The organism is Kribbella aluminosa (genome assembly GCF_017876295.1).
In the GTDB taxonomy this organism is placed as follows: domain Bacteria; phylum Actinomycetota; class Actinomycetes; order Propionibacteriales; family Kribbellaceae; genus Kribbella; species Kribbella aluminosa.
In genome coordinates this window covers 521,345-544,386 of the sequence record NZ_JAGINT010000002.1, presented here as the reverse complement: position 1 = coordinate 544,386, position 23,042 = coordinate 521,345, and the positions used below count along the sequence as shown (strand labels likewise).

Genomic DNA, 23,042 nt, shown 5'->3' with positions numbered 1-23,042 from the left:
TCCAGGACGGGAGGCCCCATGACGTGGCGTGCGCTGGCCGACCTGGTGGCGGTCGTGCACGGCGCTCTCCTGCTGTTCTTCCTCGCCGGTGGCTTCCTCGCCTGGCGGTGGCCGCGGCTGATCTGGTTCCACCTCGCCATCGTCGTGTGGAACGTCGTCATCACCCTGGTGAGCTTCACCTGCCCGGTGACCGCGACCGAGCAGTACTTCCGGCGCCTGGGCGGCGAGAGCAGGTACCGGGGCGGCTTCGTTCGGCACTACTTCGAAGGCCATCTGTGGCCGGTGGGCGCGACGCCCCTCGTCACACAAGTCGGCTTCGCCGTCGTCGTGATCGCCTATGTCGGGTTCTTCGTCGTACGGCATCGGCAGAAGGCGAAGGTCAGGGGTGACTCAGTGGGACCCCGGACGTGAGCCGGGATCCGGCTCCGCATACTTGAAGGGTGCCGATCGACGACTACCTCGCTGCGCTGAGCAGGGCGCTCAGCGGGCCGCGGCGCCGGAAGGCGGACCTGCTGGCCGAGGCCCGCGACCACCTGACCGACGCGACCGAGGCGTTCGAGGCGGACGGACACGAGCGGTACGACGCGGAGCGGGAGGCGGTCGCCGACTTCGGTGAGCTGTCCGACGTGGTGCCGGGCTACCGTGCCGAGCTGGCGATCAGCCAGAGTCGCCGGACCGCGATGATGCTGCTGTTCGCGCTGATGATCCAGCCGATCGTGTGGCAGGGCGGCGCGTGGATCTGGACCCAGGAGCCGGAATCGGCGGGTGCCCTCAACGACCTGCTGCAAACGGTCGTCCGCACGGTCGGCGGTGTGGTGATCGCCGGCGCGCTGCTCGCCGTACTGGCGACCGGGATCGGCGTCCGCTATCCCGTGGTGCGTGAGCACCTCAGCCGCGTGACGGCCCACTTCGCGCTGGTGGGATCCGCGCTGGTCGCCGGGACCGGCGTACTGATGGCGGCAACCAGCTCCCATGCTCCGGGCGTGCCCGCCTTCGGCGTGGTCGGGACGTTCGTCGTCCTGCCGCTGGCGCTGGTCAGCGTCCAGGCTGCGCGCGGTCTACGCCTGGCCCGGGCGTAGCACCCCTTCCACCACGGCCCGGAACGTCAACCATTCCTGCTTCCCGGACGCGAGCATCTTCACGCCGGAGCTGGTGAGCTGGTACGTACGCCGCTTCCGCCCGCTGACCGTGCTCCACTCGCTGGCCAGGTACCCCGCTCGCTCGAGGCGCCGCAGCGCCGGGTAGAGCGTCCCGGTCGGCAGGTCGAGCTCGCCGCCGCTGCGCTGCAGCAGCGCCTCCATGATCGCGTAACCGTGCAGCGGTTCGGCCTCGACGACCGCCAGGATCATCGGGTCCAGGTGCCCACGCAACGCATCCGCCTTCATGTAGCCAGTCTACTCATATGTCTGTTGCCTTCGAGATGCAACATGTAGCCGTTCTACTCATCGAGGATCACCGATGCCCGTGGACAGCCCGATCCGGCAAGCGATCCGACCCGGCTCCCGCACGTCTCCTCGGTCGCCGACCCGTTCAGTGGACACGGCGATTTGTCGACAGATCGATGTACGGCGTACGCGACCGTGAGCCTCGACGTCGCGGCCGCGGACATGCCGGTGGACGGCGTACGGACGATCATCCACCGGGCGCAGGACCTCGCCCGGCCGGGATTCCCGGTGGAGGTCGGGGGAGACCTGGCGCGGAGCGCCGTCGGCAGTACGGGCGGGTTGCTGATGCTCGCGTCGCACCTGTTCAAGGTGCCGGCGTACACGACTTGCACGGTGGTGATCGCGCTGCTCGGCCTGCTGGCGTTGGGACTCGGTATCGTGCCCGCCGTACTGCGGTTGTTCGGTGAGCGGGCGTGGTGGCTACCGCGGAGTCTGGACCGGGTGCTGCCGAGGATCAAACTCGAGGATCACTCGTAGCGAAGCAACTACACCGTCAGCTGGCCGAGGCGGAGCATTCCGGTGGCGGCGTCCTGCTCCGGCGGCAGGTAGACGCGCTGGATCGCGACCACGATCGACTCGGCGATCACGTCGCGGAACGCCGGATCGGCCAGCCGCGCCGAGTCGTGCGGATTGGTCACGTACCCGATCTCCAGGCGGACCGCCGGCATCTTCGTACGGCGCAGCAGGTCCCAGGTCTTGGCGTGCGTACGGCAGTCCAGCAGATCCGTCCGGGCGACGATCTCGCGCTGCACCAGACCGGCGAACTGCTCACCGACGCTCGACGAGGCGCCGTGCAGGTCGTTGCCGTAGTAGTACGTCGCGACGCCCTGCGCGTCCGGGTTCATCGAACCGTCGGTGTGGAGGGAGACGCACAGGTTCGCGTCGGTCTCGTTCGCGAACGCGGCCCGGGCCAGCTCGTCCGGCCCCTGGTCGCGGCCACGCGAGAGGTACGCCCGGACGCCGGTAGCGCCGAGGCGGCCCCTCGATCCGGGAGGCCAGGTCGTACGCGATGTCGGACTCGCGCAGGCCGTAGCCCTCCCAGCCGTAGTCGAAGCCGCCGTGCCCCGCGTCGATCACGACCGTCTTCCCGGACAGCCGCGGTCCGGCGGCGCGCACGGCTTCCCGCGCGCGCAAAGCGTCCGGCCGCCCGCCGGTGGCCATCGGACGGATCCGCTGCAGCGCCTTGAAGGTGGACGGCCCGCAGGTCCCGTCGGCCGGGAGGCCCATGTTCCGCTGGAACTCGGTCACCGCGCGCTGCGTGTCGGCGCCGAAGATCCCGTCGATCCGCGCGACCGCGAACCCGAGCTCCTGCAGCTTCGCCTGCAGACTCTGTACGTCGTCACCGCTCAGCGGATGCGTCGGGACGAACGTCAGCAGCCGGTCGCCCAGCCGCCAGCGGGCGTCGTCGATCGCGCGGTACGTCTGCGGGCCGACGATCCCGTCGATCATCAGCCCGCGTTGTTGCTGGAACCCCCGGACAGCGTGTGCGGTCGCTTCGTCGTAGACGTCATGACCGCCGGTCAGCAGCCCGAGTCTCTGCAGCTTGCCGACGATCTCCGCGACCGCCTCACCGCTGTCGCCGATCCGGTACACGCCGTGCGGGGATTCCATCAGGTAAAGCTCCTTGCCGGTGTGGCGGGGTACAACTCAGGCGGTTCTGTATCAGGCGGTGAAGTCTGCGAGCTCCTTCAGCAGCGCTGCCTTCGGCTTGGCGCCGACGATGGACTTCGCCAGCTCACCGTTCACGTAGACGTTGATAGTAGGGATACCGGTGACCCTGTAGTTGCTCGGGGTGACCGGGTTCTCGTCGACGTTCATCTTCAGGAACGTGATCTTGTCGCCGTGGTCCTGGTTCAGCTCCTCCAGGATCGGCGACACCTGGCGGCACGGTCCACACCACTCGGCCCAGAAGTCCACCAGGACCGGCTTGTCGCTCTTCAGCACGGTCTGGTCGAACTCGGCGTCGGTGACAGCGTTCATCTTCTCGCCCACGGCGGATAACTCCTTCAGGTGATGTGTGAGGTTTCAGACGGAGACAGGCTCGGTGGCGGCCGCGGCGTGCTCCGCGTCCTCCAGGGTGGCCAGGAAGCGCTCGGCGTCCAGCGCGGCCGCACAGCCCGTGCCGGCGGCGGTGATCGCCTGCCGGTAGGTGTGGTCCACCAGGTCGCCGGCCGCGAACACGCCGCGCAGGTTGGTCTCGGTGCTGTCGGGCTTGACCAGCACGTACCCCTCCTCGTCCAGGTCGACCTGGCCCTTGACCAGCTCCGAGCGCGGGTCGTGGCCGATCGCGATGAACAGGCCGGTGGCAGGCAGCTCGCGGGTCTCGCCGGTGACGGTGTCCTTCAGCGTCAGGTGACTGAGCTTGTCCTCGCCGTGGATCTTGTCGACCGCGGAGTTCCACTGGAACTCGAGCTTGTCGTTGGCGAACGCCCGGTCGGCCATGATCTTCGACGCGCGCAGCTCGTCGCGGCGGTGCACCAGGTGCACCTTCTTGGCGAACTTGGTCAGGAACGTGGCCTCCTCGACGGCGGAGTCGCCACCGCCGACGACTGCGATCTCCTGGTCGCGGAAGAAGAAGCCGTCACAGGTCGCACACCAGGACACACCGTGCCCGGACATCCGGTCCTCGTCGGCCAGGCCGAGCTTGCGGTAGCCGGAGCCCATCGCCAGGATGACGGCCTTCGCGCGGTGCTCGGTGCCGGCCGAGTCGGTGACCACCTTGATGTCGCCGGTCAGGTCGACCTTGATCACGTCGTCCGGGACCAGCTCGGCGCCGAACCGCTCGGCCTGGGTACGCATCTCGTCCATCAGCGCCGGGCCCATGATGCCCTGCGAGAAGCCGGGGAAGTTCTCCACCTCGGTGGTGTTCATCAGCGCGCCGCCGGCGGTGACGGAGCCCTCGAACACCAGCGGCTCCAGCGCCGCGCGGGCGGCGTACACGGCGGCGGTGTAACCGGCCGGGCCGGAGCCGACGATGATGACGTTGCGGACTGTGGACTCGCTCATGCAGGCGTTCCTCGTGTCGTCGAGACAGTGACGTCGTACTCAACGGATCCTAGAGGCCGACCATTCCCCAGAGCCGGGTGGTGGGGTGGGACCGTGTGAATACGGTACCCATCGACAGCCGCCGGTACCGCATCGTCCGGATCAGCGGCTGCGGAGCGTCACCGTGTTGTCGTAGAACGACGTACCGACGCCGCCGGGGGAGCTACATCCGGTGACCGCGAAGATCTGGATCTGGCTCACCGTCGCGCCCTGCAGACCGATGATCGTGGCCCGCTTGCCGTCCACCTTGGCGGGCTGGACGAGCCGGACGTTCGAGTTCGAGCGGCCGGCGGCGAACGCCCGGGCGCAGGCCTGCTCGTCGTTCGAGCCGTGCAGGATCGCGTTCGGGGTGTTGTCCAGCCAGCGCTTCGTGGCCGAGCTGATGTCCTTGCTGGCGATCGTGACGGTGTCGGCCGGCGGCGAGTTCGCATCGGTGGCGGCGGCACCGTCGTTCGCCTGGTCCTTGGTGGCGAACACGACACCGACGCCGAGCGCGGCGATCAGCACCACACCGGCGGCCGCACCGAGCAGCTTCGGCAGGTGCCGGCGCGGCTCCTCGCGGAGCTGGGCCAGCGAGTGCACGCCGACCGTGGACGCACGCAGCACCGACTCGGACACGATCACCGCGTCCAGGTGCTCGGCGACGTCGGCCGGAATCGGGATGTCGCTACGGCCCTCCTCGGCGAGGTCCTCCGTCAGTTGCAGCAGGGCGTCGTACGTCTGCTGGCACTCCGGGCATGCCTTCACATGCTCACGAGCGCTGTGTGCCTCGGGGGCAGGCAGCAGGTTCTCGATCAGGTCGGCGATCGTGTCCGTGTCCAGGTGCTCGAGATGCTCACTGGTCGGCAGACCGGGATCGGTCATCGTGGGCTCGCCTCCTCACGGGAGGTGCGCGGCCTAGGCGACATGGTCATAGAAAAACTCCGGTCGAAGGCTTCAGGCGTTCGGTCGCCAGAGGCAGGCGACTTCGCTTCGACGGTGTACCCACTCATTCGGTTCCCACCGCTTCCGCGGCGGACTTCTCTCTGGACGTCTGCCAGTGCCGCAGCAGCGGCAGCAGCTTGGCGCGACCACGCGCGCACCGGGACTTCACCGTGCCGGGCGCGCAGTCCAGGATCGCCGCCGCCTCCTCGATCGAGTACCCCTCCATGTCGACCAGGACCAGCGCCGCGCGCTGGTCCTCGTTGATCTGCTTCAGGGCGTTCAGTACGTCGATCCGGCGCTCGCGGACCTCGGCCGGGTCGTCCTCGGCCGGGCCGGCCAGCTCGGCGGCGCGGTCCTCGTCCTCCGGCAGCGGGTCGGCGGCGCGCACCTGGCGGCGGCGGATCCGGTCCAGACAGGCGTTCACCACGATCCGGTGCAGCCAGGTGGTCACCTTCGCGTCGCCGCGGAACGAGTCGGCCCGGCGGAACGCCGAGATGAACGCCTCCTGGAGCGCGTCGGCGGCCTCCTCGGGCTCGCCGAGGGTCCGGATCGCGACCGCCCACATCCGGTCCCGGTGCCGCTTGACCAGGAACCCGAACGAGTCCGGGTTCCCGGCTACGTGCATCCGGAGCAGCTCGTGGTCGTCCAGCTCGTCGAGGCCGGCCGGCCCGCTCGGCCGGGCAGGCTGCGCGCCACCCTGGGCGACCGGCTCCTCCGCGCCGATGCGCGGAACGTCCGGACGACGGGGCGGCGGATTGCCCGAGTCGACATGCGCGGTCATTTCTGGATCGTGACCTCCGAGATGGTGCCCTGGTAACCGTCCGACACCTTCGGCAGCTTGGTCAGCCAGACCAGTACGTACCGTGTCTCGGTCGGCGCCGAGGGGGTCAGAGTCACCGTACCCTCGGGCTGGTCCGCCTTGGTCGCGACGGCCGTCCAACCGCTGATCGCCGTCGGTGACGTGCTGGTGTCACCCTTCGGGACCATCAGCTGGATGCTCGTGTCGTTGCCCTGCAGGAGGACAGCGACACTCGACACCGGGGTCTTCGCGCCGAGGTCGTAGATGATGCCGACGCCGGTCTTCAGGCCGCCGAGGTTCGGGTTCCCCTTGTACGACTGCGTCTTCCAGGTCGTGCTCGGGTCGCCGTCGTACGTGTTCGGGACGTCCTTGTGGTGCTCCTCGCCGTTGCCCGGCGGCGGGTCGAAGTCCTGGGCACCGGCGATCGTCGCCTTCCCACCGGTCGTCGACGGGGTGGTGCTGGTCTTCGGCGGGGCACTCGTCGCGGTGCCGCCGGAGCCGTTGTTGGCGTTGCCGTTGTCGTGGTTCATCGCGCCCTTGAGCAGGAACTGCGCGAGCAGGATCACCGACAGCAGGGCCAGGATCGCGAGCAGGATCAGGATCCGGCCGCCCCACGAGCCCTTCTGCTTCTGCTTCGGCTCGTCCCGGCGGCGGCCGTTCCCGTTCGCCGACGCGGGCTGACGGCGGACCGGGCGGGTGTCGGTCCCAGGATTGTGCGCAGCTTCGTACGCTGGTATCGGCGGGCGGTACCCGTTCGGCTCGGAGGTGTACGTCGGGTCGAGGGCCGGCGGCGGGGACTGCGGCACCACCTGGGTGGCGTCGTCGACGCTGCCGTTCTGGCGCGCGACCTGGACGGTCTCGTCCATCTGGTTCGGCGGCTCGTGCGAGCTGCCGACGACACCGGAGAGCGCGGCGGACAGGCCGGCCGCGCTGGTGATCGGCGGCGCGTGGTGCCGCGGCGGGTCGCCGAGCAGCCGGTCGCTGATGTCGTCCAGCGAGCGCGGTACGCCGGCCCGCACCTGGCGCGGGCTCAGCAGCCGGCCGTGCTCGACCGGAGCCGGCTGCAGGCCCCAGGCAGGCGCCGGGCCGGGCCAACGGCCGGTGAGCGACGCGAAGAGCAGTTGGCCGAGCGAGTGCACGTCCTCTTCCGGCGAACCGGCGCCGGACGAGCGCAGCGCCGCCTCGGTGGCGACGCCGACGACCTTGATCGCACCGGCGTCCGTGACCACCACGGTCGCCGGGTTGATCGCACCGTGCGCGTAGCCGGTGCGGTGCAGGTTCTCGAGGGCCTCGGACACCTCACGGGCCAGCCAGCCGGCCTGCTGCCCGGTGAGCGGGCCGCTGCCGAGCATCCGCTCCAGCGAGCGGCCGCCGGCCCATTCGCGGACGCAGTACGTCACGCCGTCGTGCATGTCGCAGTCGAGCACCCGGAGGAACCGCGGGTCGTTCGCCGCGGCGGCCCGGCGGGCGGCGTCGAAGAGCAGGTTGGTCCGCGGGTCCCCGACCGGCAGTACGTCGACGACGACCGCGCGGCTGAGCACCTCGTCCACGGCGCGCCACACCCGGGCGCCGTCGATCTCCGCGAGCAACTCGGCGATCCGGTACCGCCCGGCCAGCAGGGCACCAGGACTCACGGTCTGGTTCGACACGGTGTCTCTCGCCCTCCTAGAAGCGCCAGCGGCCTGATCGCAGGGCCTATGTTAGTGCCCCGCTGACCCGACAGGTGGTGCACTAACGCACAAGCGGTTCGGATCAGCGCCCGATCGGCAGCTTCGATGTGACCATGGACACCACATCGTTCACCTCGTGGATCCGCAGTACCCGCGACACGGCGGCGTACACCGGCAGCATCACGAGCGCCGCCACCGCGAGCTGGAGGATCGCGCCGAGCGGCCCGGACCAGTCGATCGCCAGGTCCAGTATCCACAGCACGATCTTGCCCGCACCGGCCCCAGCGACCGCTGCGATCACCATCGCGAGCAGCGGCAGCCCGATTCCGGCGCCCGGAACCCGCGGCACCCGGCGGCGCAGCACGGGCCGCGAGATCAGTACGGCGACCAGGTAAGCCACGGCATACGCCGCGCCCAGCACGACGCCGCTGAACCGCAGGTCCTCCTGGTTCAGCAGCACCCGGACCCCGATCACCGCGGCCGCGATGTTCGTCGCCGCGATCACGCACTGCAGGAAGAACGGCGTACGGGTGTCCTCGAAGGCGTAGAAGGTGCGCAGCTGGAAGTACTGGATGGTGAACGGGACGATGCCGAGCGCGAGCGTCATCAGCGTGTACGACATCAGCGTCAGGTTGTTCTTACCGGAGCCGTAGCCCGCGATCAGCGTCACGATCGGGTACGCGAACGCGATCATCGCGGCCGCCGCCGGGACCACGATCGCCAGCGTCTGACGGATCGACCGGGCCGACATCCGGCCCACTGCGGCCGTGTCGCCGTCGGCCGCCAGCGTGGACATCTGCGGCAGCGCCGCCGTCGCGAGCGAGACCGTGACGATGCCGTGCGGCACCAGGATGATCAGCATCGCGGTGCTGTACGCGAACAGGCCGGCCTTCGCGCCCGGATCGTTCGAGGCGCTGCCGGCGATCGCGAGCTGGGTGACGACCACCAGGGTCACCTGGTTCACGGCGACGAACAGCACCGTCCAGAGGCCCAGCCGGGCGGTGTGGCCCAGACCGGTTCCGCGGAGGCCGAACTTGACCCGGTACAGGTGCCCGCTGGCCCGCAGGTACGGCAGCAGCACGAGCAGCTGGACCGCGATCCCGAGTGTGTGCCCGAGCCCGAGCAGCAGCTCCTCGCCGTGGCTGTACGTCGGGGGAGTGTCGCCGACTCGGTAGATGAACAGGAAGAGCACGATCGAGGCGCAGGCGACGATGTTGTTCGCGATCGGCGCCCACATCATCGGACCGAACCGGCGGCGCGCGTTCAGCACCTGACCGACCAGGACGAACGCGCCGTAGAAGAAGATCTGCGGCAGGCAGAGCCGGACGAACATCACCATCGACTCCCGCTCGGACGCCCGGGACGGGTCGTGCAGCTCCTTCGGCAGGTACAGCTCGGCGATCGCCGGAGCCAGCAGGACGCAGGCCACCGTGACGACGGCGAGTACGACGAAGCCGAAGGTGAGGATCCGGTTGGTGAAGTCCTGGCCGCCGTCGTCGTGGTTCTTGATCGCGCGCACCAGTTGCGGGACCAGCACGGTGTTGAACACCCCGCCGGCCAGCAGGATGTACAGACTGTTCGGGATCGTGTTCGCGGCGGTGAAGATGTCGCCCCGCAGCGCGGTGCCGATGGCGGCCGCGAGCAGGGCGATCCGGATGAATCCGAGCAGGCGGGACAGCACCGTTCCGGCTGCCATCACCGCCGCGGATCGCAGGGTGCGGTCAGCCATCCTTCGAACCGACTCCTTCTTTCAGCGACGTCCCCGGAGTCTCCTCGGGTACGCCGTTCGCCGCATGGCGGCCGTGGGCGGGATCAGGGGTTTCGGCGGCCTCACCGGGTTCCTCGGACTCGGCGGAGTCGGCCGGCTCGGTCGTCGTGGTGACCGCGGCCGGGTTGCGGCGCTCGATCCGGATCCGGCGATAGATCCGGACGAACGACGTACCGAACAGCAGCGCGCAGGCGGCGGCGACCAGGATCCAGCCGACGCTGCCGTACTGGCTGGCCTGGATCAGCATCTCCTGGGACTTGCCGACCGGCTTGCCGGCCGCGTTCGTGACCTGGGCGTTCGCGCGGATCAGACCGTTCTGCTCGGCGCTCGCGTTGATCCTCGGGGTCCACTTCTGGCCCGGGCCGAGGACGACGGTCTGCGGCGTCTTGATCTTGAGGTCGGTCCGGTTGACGGGCGTGACGACGATGCCGACCCGGACCGACCAGTCGGTCTCGTTGGTGATCGTCAGCGGGAACGTGCCCTTGCTGCCCGCCAGGTTGACCTTGATCTCCTTGCGCAACCCGCGGTCCACGCTCGCGTTCACCAGGTGCACCTTGCCGAGCTGCTGGTTCGCGGAGCCGCGCTCGATCGAGCTGAAGTACTGCGCCTCCTCCGGGTACCCGTTCCAACTGGTCGAGGCGGACCGCAGCAGCGCCTGCGTCATCACGTCGGGCAGCTGGCTCCCGTCGACGAGCAGGTTCTGCATCGTGCTGGTCGCGGCGTCGAGCTGGGAGACGCTCTGCAGCTGGGCCTCGGACAGTACGCCGTTGGTCCGCGGCGCGGTCGGCGCCTTGACGGGCTGCGGCTTCGGGCTGGTCGCCACGATCGTGCCGAGGTCGGTGGTCTTGATCCACGGCAGCGACAGGCTGCCCGCGAGCGCAGCGGTGGCGGTGCCGTTCGGGTCCCAGCCACGGGGCGGTAGGGCGACCACTGAGGCAGCGCTCTTTCCGGCAGCCGCGATCAGGGCGGTCACCGCCGCGAACCGCTGCCGCACCTGGAGCGGGTTGTTCGCGGTCTCCGGGTCGGGGCCGCCCTCGGTGAGCGCGGAGTCCGCGATCACGGTCCGGACCGCGTGGTCAGGGCTTTCCGGCGTGAGTACGTCGTACACCGGGGTGCTGGTCAGAACCGGGCGGGTGCGGGCGGTCCAGGAGGAGCTGCTGACCAGGTTCAGGTCGTCGGGGGTGGCGCCGGCGAATCCGCCGGACGCTGCGCCCAGGTAGCGGCTCGCGGCCGCGCCGCCCTCGAGCCAGAGGCCGTTGGTGAAGGTCGGGGCCAGCTCGCCGCCCGAGTGCTCGGTCTTGGTCCGGGCCCGCCCGACGAGGTCCTTCAACGGGCCGCCCGAGTCCAGCAGTCCGGCGACGTCCGGGTCGCCGTACGGCAGCAGGACGACCTGATTGCCCCTGGCGGTCGTGGCGTCGAACTCCTTCAGCCAGACGGCCGCGGTGGCCTGTCCGGTGCCGGAGGTGGTCTGGCCGTTCTGGCCGAGGATCACGTACCCCTTCCCCAGCTGCCGGATCTCGTCGAGCATCGCTGGGTCGACCAGCCAGGTGACCTTGCGTTGTCTGCCCAGGGCCAGCAGCCGGCCGAGCGAACCGGTCGGGGCGAGGGCCTTGGCGAGCGCCTCGTTCGCGAAGTTGCGGCCGCCGAGCTGGGTCGGCCGGAAGCGCAGCGGTACGACCAGGGCGGTGCTGACGGTGCGCTGCAACGGCTGCCTGCCGATCACCGGCATCAGCAGTCGCGCCCGGCCGGCCATCACCCGCCCGTCGTTCGGCGTCTCCCCGCGGAACGTCACGCCGACGACGTAGACGCCGGTGTCCCCGTTGATCCGCCATTCCTTCCACGGCACCTTCAGCGAGAACTGGACGGTCTGTTTCGGCGCCAGCGGCTGGTCGAACGGCTGGAACGTCTGGCTGTCGGTGGTCAGGTTGCTGCAGCTGTCCCGCTTGTCCATCGGGACGTTCTGCTCGGTCGAGATGGCGTCCAGCGCGGAGGTGCTGGCCAGCCGGGTGCGGTCGATACAGGCCAGGGCCTGCGGGGCGTCGAAGGTGACCGAGCTGGTGTTCGTCACCCGGCCCTTGATCACCACCTGCTCACCGGCCTTCGGCGCGACCGGGCCGAACGTGTCGATGCTGACCTGAACGGCCGGCTCGTCGACCGGCTCCGCAGCGGCCGGAGCACTCAGAGTCGCTGCCGAAGCAGCAACCAGCAGGCAGGCACCCAGCACCGCTGGGAGCCTCAGTCGCCGTCTGAACACGCCGTCACCGTAACCTAGTTCCCCGTGTCACCCTTTGCCGACCAGTCAGCCTCCGCCGGATCGTTGTCCGGCGTCCAGCGGCGCGCCGTCCAGGCCCTGCTGGAACTCGCTCCCGTCGTCGACCAACTGGGCTCCCGGTTCGCCGATGCCGGCCACGAGATCGCCCTGGTCGGCGGTCCTGTCCGGGACATTCTCCTCGGCCGGGGGAGCAAGGATCTCGACTTCACCACGTCAGCGCACCCCGACGTGATCGAGCGGTTGCTGTCCGGCTGGGCGGACCACGTGTGGGACATCGGCAAGGCGTTCGGCACCATCGGCTCTCGCAAGGGCGATTGGGTCCTCGAAGTCACGACGTACAGGTCCGAGACCTACGATCCCACCTCGCGCAAACCGGAGGTGGCCTACGGCGACAGCCTGGAGGGCGACCTGGCCCGCCGGGACTTCGCGATGAACGCGATGGCGGTCCGGCTGCCGTCGCGCCAGTTCGTCGATCCGTACGGCGGGATCGAGGACGTCGCCAACAAGCGGATCCGCACGCCCGGTACGCCGGAGGACTCGTTCAGTGACGACCCGCTGCGGATGATGCGGGCCGCCCGGTTCGCGGCCCAGCTCGGCTTCACACCGGACCCGGCCGTGGTGACCGCGATGACCGCGATGGCCGACCGGATCACGATCGTGTCCGCGGAGCGGGTCCGCGACGAGCTGGAGAAGCTGATCTGCGCCGACCACCCGCGGATCGGGCTCGACCTGCTGGTCTCCACCGGGCTGGCCAAGCACGTGCTGCCCGAGCTGCCGGCGCTGCTGGAGACGGCCGACGAGCATCAGCGGCACAAGGATGTGTACCAGCACTCGCTCACCGTCCTCGATCAGGCCATCGATCTGGAACCCCGTCTGTCTGTTCCGACGCCGGATTTCGTCGTTCGGTTCGCCGCGTTGATCCACGACATCGGGAAACCGAAGACCCGCAGGTTCGAGGACGGCGGAAAGGTGACGTTCCACCACCACGACGTCAAGGGCGCGAAGATGGCCCGGAAGCGGATGAAGGCGCTGCGGTTCAGCAACGAGCAGATCGACCAGGTCAGCAAGCTGATCGAGCTGCACCTGCGCTTCCACGGGTACGGCGAGGGCGAGTGGACCGATTCCGCCGTACGCCGCTATGTCCGCGACGCCGGCGACCAGCTCGAGCGCCTGCACGTGCTCACCCGCGCCGACTGCACGACCCGCAACCGCCGCAAGGCCGAGTCCCTGCGGGCCGCGTACGACGACCTCGAGGCCCGCATCGACCGCCTCAAGGAGCAGGAGGAGCTCGACGCCCTCCGCCCCGACCTCGACGGCAACCAGATCATGCAGATCCTCGACATCCCCCCGGGCCGCGAGGTCGGCGAGGCCTACAAGTTCCTCATGGACCTCCGCCTCGACGAAGGCCCTCTGGGCGAGGAGCGCGCCCGCGAAAAACTCCTCCAGTGGTGGTCCGAGCGTTCCTGACCTGGGCTTTCCACAGGCGAGTGGCCGCATCGCCGTGTTCCTCCGCGAGTCAGCGCCGGATGGAGCCGACGTTGTGGAGGCGACCAGTCTGCAGTTGAGCACTGGACGCCTGCTCGTTCCGGACGTCATTGTCGCGCGGTCGAGATCGTCGTCCTCGACCTGACGTCGGTCGCTCAAGGCCGAGGAGTCGGCGCGCGAGGACCTGGAGAGCTGACCGAGGTCAGATCAGCAGAAGAAGCTCGTTCACGCCATTAGTCTCGCGCTGTGGATGTGTGGAGTGTCATCGGGTGGGGCGGGTCGGCGCTCGTCGTGCTGTCGTTGCTGCAGACCCGGATCCTGCGGCTACGGCTGCTGAACCTGGTCGGCTGCGTGATCCTGGTCGCGTTCAACGCGGTGGTCGGCGTCTGGCCGATGGTCGGGATGAACGCCGTACTCGCGGTCATCAACGTCGTGCACCTGTGGCGGCTGCTCCGGCACCGGCACGACGAGGCCGAGTACCAGGTGCTGCAGGTGAACGACGGGGACGCGTACCTCGGGTTCGTCCTCGAGCGGCATCAGAAGGACATCAGCCGGTTCAACCCGGGGTTCACGGTCGGGTCGAGCCCGTACGCGTTCCTGGTGCAGCACGGCGACCGGACTGTCGGCGTGGTCCTCGCGCATGATGCCGGCGCCGGGCGCGCGCAGATCGACCTCGACTACGTGGTGCCGAAGTACCGCGACTTCACGCCGGGCGAGTTCGTGTACCGACGCAGTGACGTGTTCACGGAGCAGGGGTTCCGGCAGGTGATCGCGCCGCCGCGGATGCGCGACTCCACGACGTACCTGAAGAACCTCGGCTTCCACCGCGAGGGCGACGAACTCGTGCTGAACCTCTAGAGATCCTTCGCGAAGCAGGTCGAGGCGGCGGAGTTCTCGAACGGCGGGTACGGCGGCGTCGGACGGTACCCGTGGTTCGTGTAGAGCGCGATCGCCTCGACCTGCTTCTGCCCGGTCTCCAGCCGGAGCGTGGTGAGACCGCCGGACCTGGCCTGTGATTCGACCGCGTCCAGCAGCAGCCGCGACAGTCCCCAGCCGCGCGCGGACGGCGCGACGTACATTCGTTTGATCTCCCCGAGCTCCGCGGCGACCGGTTGCAGGCCGACGCAGCCCGCCGCGGTCCCGTCCAGGCTCAGCACCGTGAACGAGATGTCGGGATGCAGCTCGACGAGCGGCTGGTCCTCGCCGTACATCCCCGCCAGTTCGGCCTGCTGAGCGGCCGTCAGCGCAAGCACCTCGGGATCCGTCGGCGCCGCCGCGCGTAGTTCCACTCCCTCGATCACCATGCCGCCGGACGGTACCAACCTGGCATGACGCTGCTGTTTCCGTTTCCTCTCCCTGGTGCCGAACGGGCGTGAGGATCAGGCGCCGAACAGCTTCCAGTCGCCTTCGCTGATCACCTCGACCGCACCGTCGACGACCTTGATCGCCGTGTCGTCGTCGATCGCGTACGTCGGAACCGGGATCCCGGACGCCCACTTCCCGATGTTCTCCAGCGAGGTGTCCTCCATGTCCGGGTGCCCGAGGTGCGGGTACAGGGTGAAATCCACCAGCCCGAGCGCACGTTCGGCGCCCTGCCCCATGTCGCTGCCCGGCGGCACGAAGTCCAGGTCGAACTCGGCGTCACAGTTGTACGGCGTCACGGCGATGCTCCCCGCGCTGACCCCGACGTACACCGAGGTCAGCGACGGCAAGAGGTCCGCCAGGCCCGACTGCCGCATCCAGTGAGTCAGGTACAGGACGTCGCCACCCCACACGAGCAGCGCGTCAGCCTCCTGAACGGCGGGGACCCAGCTCTCCTCCCGGATGGTCGGCAACGCCGTGAGCTCCAGCACGCCCAAGGACTTCCAGCCCAGCTCGCACAACGGACTGCGGGCGTTCCCGGAGATCGCCTTCCACGCCTGGCCGGCGCCGCCGGGGAACGGGTAGATCGCGGTCGGGACGAACAGCGCGTCGCACTCCGAGATCGGCTTGCCCAGCAGCTCGACGAGTGCGTCGGAGATGCTCGGGTTGCGGATGCCGGAGGACGTGAGCAGGAACTTCATGACGACCCTTCAATAGGCGCGGTGGCGGCTCGTTGGACGGTATCCCCAGCTCGGGCTCACCGGTAGATCCGCAGATCCGCCAGACTCCACCAGTTGCCCGCACTCCCGGTCTGCGTGACCCGGACATAACGCGCACGCGTCGGCCGCAGCGCGACCGTCGTCAGCTGGCTGTTCGACGTACCGCTCGCGACTGTCCGCCAGCTACTCCCGTCGTTGCTCACAGCAACGTCAAACCCCGGCGCGAAGTCCCCGACGTTCCCACCACTGTCGAGCGCCACCTGACGGAACGTCTGCGCCTTCCCGAGATCCACCTGCACCCACTGCCCGGGCGCCTGCGCCGCCTTGCTCTGCCACACCGTCGACCCGTCACCGTCGACAAGCAAGCCCGCATCGGCCGCATTCACACTCGCCGTCGCCGCACGCGCCATCAGCTCCTGCGGTACGTCGGTACGCACCCGCCCCCACGTGTACGTCGCGATCGCCCCACCAGGCAGCTCGTACTCGAAGGACTGATCACCCACCGCAACGGCGAACGTCCGAGGATCGTCGTTCTCGTTGTGCACAACGAGCGCCGTCGTACCGTCCGGGTTGCGGAACGCCGCGGACATCAACTGCCCGTTCCATCCGGTCGTCCCGTACGACGTACTCCCGATCCGCACCGCACCCGGCTGCACGAACTTCGACAGGTGCCCGATCGTGTAGTACTCCGCGTCGGTCGTGACGGTTCCGTCCGGCTGCAGCGTGACCAGCCCGGTGCACGTGTCGCAGCCGCCCAGGTGCGGGCCGCCGGTCGAGTCGAGGGCGAGGTTCCAGTTGACGACCGACTTCGCCCAGTTCCGCGTCGTACCGATCATCAGCGTCCGGGCGTGCCAGGTGAGCGTGCCGCGGAAGATCTGCGGCGGGGTGTCGTTCGGCCCGTGCGAGCCGGAGCACTCGGTGAACCAGATCCCCTTCGACGGGAACGCGTTGTGCAGGTCGGCCTGCTTGGACGGATCGCCGGAGTAGCAGTGGTACGCCGTACCCGCGATCCACTTCGCCGCCGGCGTCCGGAGCAGCTTGTACGGGTAGTCGGTCTCCGGGTCCTCGCCGGGCGGGGTGGAGGCGACGTCGCCGGGATGGGTCGTCCAGTTGTGGTCGTAGCCGAGGATCTTGGTCCGCGGGCTGGCCTTCTGCAGAATCGGCCCGAGGGCGGTGATGACCGCGGCCTCCTGGCGGACCGGTACGTCGGTGCCCGGGTACGCGCTGGGCTTGCGGTTCTGCGGCTCGTTCTGGATCGAGAGGTAGTCGACCGGTACGCCGGCCTTCGCGTACGCCTGCACGAACTTCACCAGGTAGCGCGCGTACGCGTCGTACACCTTCGGGTCGTCCTGCAGCCGGCCGCCGACGAGGGAGCCGCCGGTCTTCATCCAGGCCGGCGGGCTCCACGGCGTCGCCATCACCTTGAGCTGGGGATTGAGCTGCTTGGCACGGCGGAGCAGCGGCAGCACCTGCTGCTCGTCGTGCGCGATGCTGAAGTGCTCCAGGCCGAAGTCGGTCTGCCCGGCGGGTACGTCGTCGAACGTGTAGTGCGCGCTCGCCGCGGTGAAGTCGGACGAGCCGACGGGCTGACGCAGGAAGCTGACGCCGATGCCCTGCTTCGGGTCGAACAGCTTCCGCATCGTCTGCTCGCGGTCGGCCGGGCTGAGCCTGTACAGCACGCTCGCGGACGAGTCGGTGATCGAGGCGCCGAAGCCGTCCATGGTCTGGTACGTCGTCCGTGGGTCGACCGTGATCGTGGTCCGGTCGCTCGCGCCGTCGTGGAACGAGACTGGCGCGCGCTCGTGCAGCAGTTCGGCGCGGTCCGGCGTGGTGACCCAGACGCTGACCGGGGTCGTCGGGGGATGGGCCTGGGCGGGACCGGTGAGTGACGCCACCGCGAGAGCAAGGGCGACGCCGAAGGCGGTTGTTCTCATCGCACTCCTCAGGGATGAAACAAACGGCCTCAGAACACGCTCACGATCGACCACTGTCAAGACCTGGGAGCGTTGATCTAGAGTGCAGAGCGTGAAACAAGGCGATGTAACAAATGCCGCGCGCTAGGGCGACGATGCGCGACGTCGCGGCGGCGGCCGGGGTGTCGCTCGCGACCGTGTCCCGCGTGGTCAACCAGATGCCCGGTGTGGCGCCGGAGACGCGGAGGCTGGTGGAGCAAGCGATCGAGGAGCTTGGCGTACCGGCTCCCGTACCTCGCGGCGGTACGGCGAAACCGGTCGACGGCGCCGTCTACGTGCGCTGCCCGTACGTGCTCACCGACTACTTCGGCCTGATCGTGTCGTCGATCGCCGAGGCCCTGGATCGGCATGGCCGGCAGGTGATCCTCAACGCCGGCGAGGCCGCGCAGGACGATCCCGTACTGCAGTATCTGGCATCGCGCCGGGACGTCGGCGGCGCCGTCCTCATCCTTCCGCCGGAGCCGAGCGCGGACCTGGTCCGCCTGAGCTCCCGCCGCTTCCCGTTCGTGGTTGTCGACCCGCGCACCGCCCTCCCGCCCGACATCCCGTCCGTCTCCGCCGCCCACCATTCCGGCGCCCGCCAACTGACCGCTCACCTGACGGCCCTCGGCCATACCCGCATCGGCGTCATCGCCGGTCCGCGCGAATGGCTGGCCGCCGACGCGCGATTGAGCGGTCACGCCGCCGCGCTCGCCGACGCCGGCATCCTCCCCGACCCGGCCCTGGTGCGCCACGTTCAGCCCACCACGGCGCACGGTTACCGCGCCGCTCTTGCCTTGCTCAACCTGACCCCGCGCCCCACCGCGCTGGTCGCCTTCAACGACAAGGCCGCCGTCGGCGCTCTCCAAGCCGCCACCGACCGTGGCCTCGACGTCCCCGGTGACCTGTCCATCGCCGGCTTCGACGACCTCGACCTCAGCCGCGCGACCACCCCTCAACTCACGACGGTCCGACAGCCGTTGCAAGAGATGGGCCGAATGGCGGTAAGCCTCCTGACCCGCCTCCTGGACCGCCAACCCCTGGAAGCCCTCCACATAGAACTAGCCACCACCCTCATCCCCCGCGCCTCCACCGCCCAAGTGCGTGCGTAGATGCTTCGCCCGGGCCCGGAGGTAGCGCTGCTCGGACGTGTTGGTGGTGAGTTTGGCCGCGGTCAGGTACGCATCGGCGGCCGCCGGGTGATCACCCCGCAACTCGAGCAGATGCGCGCGTACGGCGTCGTACCGGTGGCCGCGAGTCGCCCGTGGGTCCGCGGTCAGGCTGTCGAGCAACGCCAGCCCTGCGTCGGGGCCGTGCACCATCGCAGTCGCCACCGCGCGGTTCAGCCGAACGACAGGTCCCTCCAGCAGCGGTTCGAGCAAGTTGTACAGGGCAAGGATCTGCCGCCAGTCGGTGTCGGCGGCCGTTGTCGCCTCGCTGTGGACCGCGGCGATCGCGGCCTGCAACTGGTACGGGCCGAGGGTCGTCGTACGCATCGCCCAGGTGATCAACTCGGTGCCCTCGGCAATCGCCGCGTGATCCCATTGAGACCGGTCCTGCTCGTCGAGCGGGACGAGCGCACCGTCAGCTGACGTACGCGCCGTTCGCCGGGCGTCGGTCAGCAGCATCAAGGCGAGCAGCCCAGCCACCTCGCCGTCGTCGGGCAGCAGCTCGCGCAGCATCCGCGCGAGCCGGATCGCCTCCCGCGCCAGCTCGACCCGCCCGAGCTCGTCACCCGCCGTACTCGTGTAGCCCTCGTTGAAGATCAGATAGAGCACCTGCAGTACGGCGGCCAACCGCTCGTCGTACTCGTCCGGCCGCCGGAACGGCTGACCGCGGAGCTTCTGCTTGGCCCGGCTGATCCGCTGGCCGATCGTCGCCTCCGGCGTCAGCAGCGCCGCAGCGATCTCAGTGGTGGTGAGACCGCCGACGGCCCGCAAAGTCAACGGGAGCTGCGACGCGACCGGCAGTACCGGGTGGCAGCACAGGAACAGCACAGTCAGCGAGTCGTCGACGTCGCTGACCGGAGTGGGTGCCACGTCCGGTGCACGGACGGTGTCCTCGCGCCGCCGTCGAGCCTCCTCGTTTCGTAACAGGTCGATCAGCCGCCGGGAGGCGACCCGGATGAGCCAGGTGCGGGGCTCATCCGGGACTCCTTGTGCGGGCCACTGCCGCGCTGCGACCAGGAGTGCCTCCTGGACCGCGTCCTCGCACGTCTCGAAATGCCCGTACCGGCGTACCAGCGCGCCGAGCACCTGAGGGGTGAGACCGCGCAACAAGTGCTCCATCAGTCCGGCCGGATGTCCTCGGGGCCGGCCATGATCGGGCGTACTTCGACGGTGTCGCCCACCGCGTCGACGATCCGGGCCGCGATCGCCATCGCCCGGTCGTGGCTGTCGCAGTCCACGATCGCGAAGCTGGCGAGCACCTCCTTGGACTCCGCGAACGGTCCCTCACTGGCGACCGGCCCGCCGTCGGTACGCCGTACCGTCCGAGCGAGCGCCGGGTGCGAGAGGCCCTCTGTCCCGAGCAGTTCGCCGCTGGCCGTCAGCTCTGCCGCCAGGTCCTCGTAGAACTTGCACATCGCGATGAACTCGGGGCTCGTCACGTCGACCGTGTCCCAACCGCTCTGGTCGCCGTACGCGAGAAGCAGGTACTTCATCGGTCACTCCTTCGAACCATCGTGGCGTGGTAGCCGCCACCTGGGTACACCCAGTCTCCAGTGAGGCGGTCGCCGCCCTCGGTGAAGACTCCCTTGAAGTAGCCGGGCGAGCCCTTGAAGCCGCCCCAGATCGTGAGCTCGTCCCCGGCCAGCTCGTAGACGTAGTCGAGCGTGTTGCCGTCGGCGTCGTACACCCGCGACTTCACCTCCGTTCCCTGTTCGCCGCCGAACGGGTGCTCGTAGCCGATGATCTCGGTCATCCGTACCTCGTGACCGTCGTGGTCGAGGAGGCCATGCTGGACCAGGAAGTGGCCGCCGTCCATCCAGTCGAAGGTCGTCGTACCGGTCGCGCCGCCGGTGATGTCCCAGCTGCCGACGAGGCGGCCGAGCTGCTGCAGTTCGTTCGTCATGTCCGTGTCCTTTTCGATCGGTTGCTGCTACCTCGAAGCCGGGCGGCGGCTTTCGACAGGTTCGAGGTGTTCAAATCTGGACGGTTGGCAGTGCGCGAAACGGCTCGGATGTGGCAAGTTTTGGGCATGAACCTTCGGATCGGCATTGCCGGGATCGCCATCGAGTCCAGTACGTTCTCGCCGCACCGGGCCGGGCTCGCGGACTTCGACGTACGGCGTGGAGACCACCTGCTGGAGCGGTACACCGACTTTCTCGGCAAGGACTGGGCGCAGGGGATCGAGTGGGTGCCGCTGGTGCACGCGCGCTCACTGCCCGGTGGCGCGGTGCTGCCGGAGGTGTACGACGACCTGTCCGCGGAGATCATCACCCGGCTCCAGGACGCCGGCGAGCTGGACGGGTTCTTCTTCGACATCCACGGCGCGATGAGCGTCGTCGGACGGCAGGACGCCGAGGCTGATCTGGCCACCCGGATCCGGGACGTGCTCGGTCCCGACGTCCTCGTGTCTGCCTCGATGGACCTGCACGGCAACGTCTCCCGCGAGCTCGGTACGGCGGTCGATCTGATCACCTGTTACCGGATGGCGCCGCACGAGGACGCGATGGAGAGTCGCGAGCGCGCGCTGCGGAACCTCGTCGAACGGCTGCGGTCCGGCGGCGGGAAGCCCGGGAAGGCGTGGATCCAGGTACCGGTGCTGCTGCCCGGCGAGAAGACGTCGACGCGACTGGAGCCGGCGAAGTCGATCTATCACCGGGTCGCCGAGATCGCGGACGAGCCCGGCGTACTGGATGCGGCCGTCTGGGTCGGGTACGCCTGGGCGGACGAGCCGCGCTGCCGGGCCGCCGTCGTGGTCACCGGCGACGACACCGAGCTGATCACCGCGCGGGCGACCGAGCTGGCGCAGGCGTACTGGGACGCCCGGGACGGGTTCGCGTTCGTGGCGCCGACCGGAACGCTGGACGAGTGCGTCACGGCCGGTCTCGCCAGCAGCGCGCGTCCGTTCCTGATCAGCGACTCCGGCGACAACCCGACCGCGGGCGGCGCCGGCGACGTGTCCTGGACGCTCGGCGAGCTGCTCAAGGTCGAAGACCTGACCTCCGGCAAGGCGACCGCGATCCACGCCAGCATCACCGACCCGGACGCGGTCGCCGCCTGCGTGACAGCCGGCGTCGGCAACCCGGTCGAGGTCACCGCGGGCGGCAAGGTCGACCCCGGCCCGTCCGGACCGGTCGCGCTCTCCGGCACCGTCTTCTCGATCTCCGAGGACCCGGTCGGCGGCACCGTAGCGGTCGTCAAGGCAGGAGGCCTGCACTCGATCCTCACCAGCCGCCGCAAGCCGTACCACCACCTCGCCGACTTCACGCTCCTCGGCCTGGACCCGGCGTCCACCGACCTGGTCATCGTCAAGATCGGATACCTGGAGCCGGAGCTCTACAACCTCGCCGCCGACTGGCTGCTCGCCCTGACCCCCGGCGGCGTCGACCAGGACCTCCTGCGCCTCGGGCACCACGGCGTACTCCGGCCGCTCTTCCCGTTCGACCCGGAGATGGCCGACCCCGACCTGACCCCGGAGCTCCTGCCCTAGGGTTCAGCTCTTGCGGCAGAAATCCGTGACGGCCGGCTGCTTCTCGAAGCCGGCCGACACGTACGCCGCGACCCCGCCGACGTTGCTGCTCGGCGTACACACGGTCGCACTGGACGACCCCAGCTCCTGCAAGGCTGCCGCGGCCGCGACGGTGATCGCGCGGCCGTGTCCGCGACCGCGGTAGTCCCGATGGGCGCCGAGCGGCTCGATCAGACCCGGTCGCCCGTCGCCGGCTGACCACACCGTCGTCGCGGCGACGGCATTGCCCGCGTCGTCGTACCCGACCAGACACCGACCCCGGCGGTACGGTGCTCCGGCCGCCATCGCCTGCCAGCGCTCCAAGGTCAGCTTGGCGTTGGGGAAGGCTGCCCGATGCACCGCGATCCGGTCCTCGAGGATCCGATCGCGAACGTGCTGCGCGTCGACGTACTCGATGGTGAGGCCGCAGTCCTCCACCGGAGTGGTCAGCTCACGCGTCAGCGGCGTCCACGGCTCATCGGCCACCCAGCCGCTGCGGTGCAGCAGCTCCCGAAAGGCGGCGCCGGCCCGGGCCTCGACGAACCCGGCATCGGCAGGCAGCACGCCCTGCGCGGGATCCGACAGGTCGGCCAGCAACCGGGCGGCGAACGCCTCGTCGGCGTCGACGCTCGGTGCGATCGCCATCCGGATCAGCCCGCTGTCGTCGTCCACCATGCCGGCGGCAACGATCTGCCCGTCGCGACGCCAGGCCCGAACGGCCGCGGCCAGCGTCTCGGTGCCGTCGCACCAGTTCCACCCCAGGTCACCCGGGTGCAGCTGGACCGGCCCGCCAGGCTGCTGCCAGAGCGCCACCGCCTCGACGACCTCGTCCAGCGAGTCCGGGGTCGCGGTCTGCAGCGTGATCGGCATGTGCTGATCAAAGCCCATCCCACCACTCGGCGCACGTGCTTTTGCCGCCGGCGAACA

General features: G+C 69.4%; 22 protein-coding genes and 2 pseudogenes. 7 read left to right on the top strand and 17 right to left on the bottom strand.

Annotated features, from left to right (window positions below; genetic code table 11):
• Positions 1-18 precede the first annotated feature (18 nt).
• Positions 19-411, top strand: coding sequence for a DUF2784 domain-containing protein (locus JOF29_RS23950; protein WP_209696715.1), 393 nt, complete (start codon positions 19-21; stop codon positions 409-411).
• Between the two features lie 29 nt (positions 412-440).
• Entirely contained in the window at positions 441-1,079 is a 639-nt protein-coding gene (locus tag JOF29_RS23945) for a permease prefix domain 1-containing protein (RefSeq protein WP_209696714.1), read from the top strand.
• Here the strand turns inward: JOF29_RS23945 and JOF29_RS23940 are convergent.
• Entirely contained in the window at positions 1,059-1,385 is a 327-nt protein-coding gene (locus tag JOF29_RS23940; RefSeq protein WP_209696713.1) for a PadR family transcriptional regulator, read from the bottom strand. The two genes, JOF29_RS23945 and JOF29_RS23940, sit on opposite strands and share 21 nt — an antisense overlap.
• 162 nt (positions 1,386-1,547) lie before the next feature.
• Here JOF29_RS23940 and JOF29_RS23935 point away from each other — a divergent pair, with 162 nt between their 5' ends.
• A complete protein-coding gene (locus JOF29_RS23935; RefSeq protein ID WP_209696712.1) occupies positions 1,548-1,922 on the top strand; it encodes a hypothetical protein in 375 nt (124 codons plus the stop codon).
• 8 nt (positions 1,923-1,930) lie between these two features.
• Here the strand turns inward: JOF29_RS23935 and JOF29_RS43480 are convergent.
• The 9 genes and pseudogenes from JOF29_RS43480 to JOF29_RS23895 form a co-directional block, all read right to left on the bottom strand.
• Positions 1,931-2,362: pseudogene (locus JOF29_RS43480) on the bottom strand (N-acetylmuramoyl-L-alanine amidase family protein); the annotation flags it as partial.
• Between the two features lie 319 nt (positions 2,363-2,681).
• Positions 2,682-3,056 (bottom strand): annotated as a pseudogene (locus tag JOF29_RS43475) (peptidoglycan-binding domain-containing protein); the annotation flags it as partial.
• A gap of 51 nt (positions 3,057-3,107) precedes the next feature.
• Positions 3,108-3,425: a thioredoxin gene (trxA, locus tag JOF29_RS23925; RefSeq protein WP_245360192.1), complete on the bottom strand. Its 318-nt coding sequence runs from the start codon at positions 3,423-3,425 to the stop codon at positions 3,108-3,110.
• A 45-nt stretch (positions 3,426-3,470) separates the two neighbouring features.
• On the bottom strand, positions 3,471-4,451 hold the full coding sequence (gene trxB, locus JOF29_RS23920; RefSeq protein WP_209696710.1) for a thioredoxin-disulfide reductase: 981 nt from the start codon (positions 4,449-4,451) through the stop codon (positions 3,471-3,473).
• A 141-nt stretch (positions 4,452-4,592) separates the two neighbouring features.
• Positions 4,593-5,354 (bottom strand): hypothetical protein, encoded by a 762-nt coding sequence (locus JOF29_RS23915; RefSeq protein WP_209696709.1) that lies wholly within the window; start codon positions 5,352-5,354, stop codon positions 4,593-4,595.
• A gap of 124 nt (positions 5,355-5,478) precedes the next feature.
• Positions 5,479-6,195: an RNA polymerase sigma factor SigM gene (gene sigM / locus JOF29_RS23910; protein WP_245359402.1), complete on the bottom strand. Its 717-nt coding sequence runs from the start codon at positions 6,193-6,195 to the stop codon at positions 5,479-5,481.
• Positions 6,192-7,862 carry a protein kinase family protein gene (locus tag JOF29_RS23905; RefSeq protein WP_209696708.1) on the bottom strand — a complete coding sequence of 557 codons (1,671 nt, stop codon included), beginning with the start codon at positions 7,860-7,862 and terminating at the stop codon, positions 6,192-6,194. Before JOF29_RS23905 ends, sigM begins: the two co-directional genes overlap by 4 nt.
• Before the next feature lie 103 nt (positions 7,863-7,965).
• A complete protein-coding gene (murJ, locus tag JOF29_RS23900; protein ID WP_209696707.1) occupies positions 7,966-9,612 on the bottom strand; it encodes a murein biosynthesis integral membrane protein MurJ in 1,647 nt (548 codons plus the stop codon).
• Entirely contained in the window at positions 9,605-11,905 is a 2,301-nt protein-coding gene (locus tag JOF29_RS23895; RefSeq protein ID WP_209696706.1) for a DUF6049 family protein, read from the bottom strand. Before JOF29_RS23895 ends, murJ begins: the two co-directional genes overlap by 8 nt.
• 63 nt (positions 11,906-11,968) lie before the next feature.
• Between JOF29_RS23895 and JOF29_RS23890 the strand changes: the two genes are divergently transcribed.
• Positions 11,969-13,390, top strand: a complete 1,422-nt coding sequence (locus JOF29_RS23890) for a CCA tRNA nucleotidyltransferase (protein ID WP_209699970.1) — start codon at positions 11,969-11,971, stop codon at positions 13,388-13,390.
• 264 nt (positions 13,391-13,654) lie between these two features.
• Positions 13,655-14,266, top strand: a complete 612-nt coding sequence (locus JOF29_RS23885; protein WP_209696705.1) for a YgjV family protein — start codon at positions 13,655-13,657, stop codon at positions 14,264-14,266.
• Here the strand turns inward: JOF29_RS23885 and JOF29_RS23880 are convergent.
• The 3 genes from JOF29_RS23880 to JOF29_RS23870 all read right to left on the bottom strand — a co-directional run bounded on the left by JOF29_RS23880 (position 14,263) and on the right by JOF29_RS23870 (position 17,423).
• Complete coding sequence (locus tag JOF29_RS23880) at positions 14,263-14,712, bottom strand: GNAT family N-acetyltransferase (RefSeq protein ID WP_209696704.1); 450 nt, start codon at positions 14,710-14,712, stop codon at positions 14,263-14,265. The genes JOF29_RS23885 and JOF29_RS23880 overlap by 4 nt on opposite strands.
• A gap of 75 nt (positions 14,713-14,787) precedes the next feature.
• Complete coding sequence (locus JOF29_RS23875; RefSeq protein WP_209696703.1) at positions 14,788-15,471, bottom strand: Type 1 glutamine amidotransferase-like domain-containing protein; 684 nt, start codon at positions 15,469-15,471, stop codon at positions 14,788-14,790.
• A gap of 56 nt (positions 15,472-15,527) precedes the next feature.
• A complete protein-coding gene (locus JOF29_RS23870; RefSeq protein WP_209696702.1) occupies positions 15,528-17,423 on the bottom strand; it encodes a discoidin domain-containing protein in 1,896 nt (631 codons plus the stop codon).
• Between the two features lie 113 nt (positions 17,424-17,536).
• On the opposite strand from JOF29_RS23870, the gene JOF29_RS23865 reads away from it, so the two are divergent.
• A complete protein-coding gene (locus tag JOF29_RS23865; protein WP_209696701.1) occupies positions 17,537-18,553 on the top strand; it encodes a LacI family DNA-binding transcriptional regulator in 1,017 nt (338 codons plus the stop codon).
• On the opposite strand, the gene JOF29_RS23860 is transcribed toward JOF29_RS23865, so the two are convergent.
• The 3 genes from JOF29_RS23860 to JOF29_RS23850 are packed head-to-tail and all read right to left on the bottom strand — an operon-like array spanning position 18,503 to position 20,513.
• Positions 18,503-19,729 carry an RNA polymerase sigma factor gene (locus JOF29_RS23860; protein ID WP_209696700.1) on the bottom strand — a complete coding sequence of 409 codons (1,227 nt, stop codon included), beginning with the start codon at positions 19,727-19,729 and terminating at the stop codon, positions 18,503-18,505. The genes JOF29_RS23865 and JOF29_RS23860 overlap by 51 nt on opposite strands.
• On the bottom strand, positions 19,729-20,103 hold the full coding sequence (locus tag JOF29_RS23855) for a YciI family protein (protein WP_209696699.1): 375 nt from the start codon (positions 20,101-20,103) through the stop codon (positions 19,729-19,731). The genes JOF29_RS23860 and JOF29_RS23855 overlap by 1 nt, the downstream gene beginning before the upstream one ends.
• Positions 20,100-20,513, bottom strand: coding sequence for a hypothetical protein (locus JOF29_RS23850; RefSeq protein ID WP_209696698.1), 414 nt, complete (start codon positions 20,511-20,513; stop codon positions 20,100-20,102). Before JOF29_RS23850 ends, JOF29_RS23855 begins: the two co-directional genes overlap by 4 nt.
• 126 nt (positions 20,514-20,639) lie before the next feature.
• Between JOF29_RS23850 and JOF29_RS23845 the strand changes: the two genes are divergently transcribed.
• Positions 20,640-22,097, top strand: a complete 1,458-nt coding sequence (locus JOF29_RS23845; RefSeq protein ID WP_209696697.1) for a M81 family metallopeptidase — start codon at positions 20,640-20,642, stop codon at positions 22,095-22,097.
• 3 nt (positions 22,098-22,100) lie between these two features.
• Here JOF29_RS23845 and JOF29_RS23840 read toward each other — a convergent pair whose 3' ends face one another.
• Positions 22,101-22,985, bottom strand: coding sequence for a GNAT family N-acetyltransferase (locus tag JOF29_RS23840; protein ID WP_245359400.1), 885 nt, complete (start codon positions 22,983-22,985; stop codon positions 22,101-22,103).
• Positions 22,986-23,042: the final 57 nt, after the last annotated feature.

Bases quoted from the DNA above. Each gene is read 5' to 3' on its own strand.
- JOF29_RS23880 (WP_209696704.1), bottom strand. From the start codon at position 14,712: ATGGTGATCGAGGGAGTGGAACTACGCGCGGCGGCGCCGACGGATCCC.
- trxA (WP_245360192.1), bottom strand. From the start codon at position 3,425: ATGAACGCTGTCACCGACGCCGAGTTCGACCAGACCGTGCTGAAGAGC.
- JOF29_RS23940 (WP_209696713.1), bottom strand. From the start codon at position 1,385: ATGAAGGCGGATGCGTTGCGTGGGCACCTGGACCCGATGATCCTGGCG.
- JOF29_RS23950 (WP_209696715.1), top strand. From the start codon at position 19: ATGACGTGGCGTGCGCTGGCCGACCTGGTGGCGGTCGTGCACGGCGCT.
- JOF29_RS23915 (WP_209696709.1), bottom strand. From the start codon at position 5,354: ATGACCGATCCCGGTCTGCCGACCAGTGAGCATCTCGAGCACCTGGAC.
- trxB (WP_209696710.1), bottom strand. From the start codon at position 4,451: ATGAGCGAGTCCACAGTCCGCAACGTCATCATCGTCGGCTCCGGCCCG.
- JOF29_RS23850 (WP_209696698.1), bottom strand. From the start codon at position 20,513: ATGACGAACGAACTGCAGCAGCTCGGCCGCCTCGTCGGCAGCTGGGAC.
- JOF29_RS23865 (WP_209696701.1), top strand. From the start codon at position 17,537: ATGCCGCGCGCTAGGGCGACGATGCGCGACGTCGCGGCGGCGGCCGGG.
- JOF29_RS23840 (WP_245359400.1), bottom strand. From the start codon at position 22,985: ATGCCGATCACGCTGCAGACCGCGACCCCGGACTCGCTGGACGAGGTC.
- JOF29_RS23845 (WP_209696697.1), top strand. From the start codon at position 20,640: ATGAACCTTCGGATCGGCATTGCCGGGATCGCCATCGAGTCCAGTACG.
- JOF29_RS23870 (WP_209696702.1), bottom strand. From the start codon at position 17,423: ATGAGAACAACCGCCTTCGGCGTCGCCCTTGCTCTCGCGGTGGCGTCA.
- sigM (WP_245359402.1), bottom strand. From the start codon at position 6,195: ATGACCGCGCATGTCGACTCGGGCAATCCGCCGCCCCGTCGTCCGGAC.
- JOF29_RS23875 (WP_209696703.1), bottom strand. From the start codon at position 15,471: ATGAAGTTCCTGCTCACGTCCTCCGGCATCCGCAACCCGAGCATCTCC.
- murJ (WP_209696707.1), bottom strand. From the start codon at position 9,612: ATGGCTGACCGCACCCTGCGATCCGCGGCGGTGATGGCAGCCGGAACG.
- JOF29_RS23855 (WP_209696699.1), bottom strand. From the start codon at position 20,103: ATGAAGTACCTGCTTCTCGCGTACGGCGACCAGAGCGGTTGGGACACG.
- JOF29_RS23860 (WP_209696700.1), bottom strand. From the start codon at position 19,729: ATGGAGCACTTGTTGCGCGGTCTCACCCCTCAGGTGCTCGGCGCGCTG.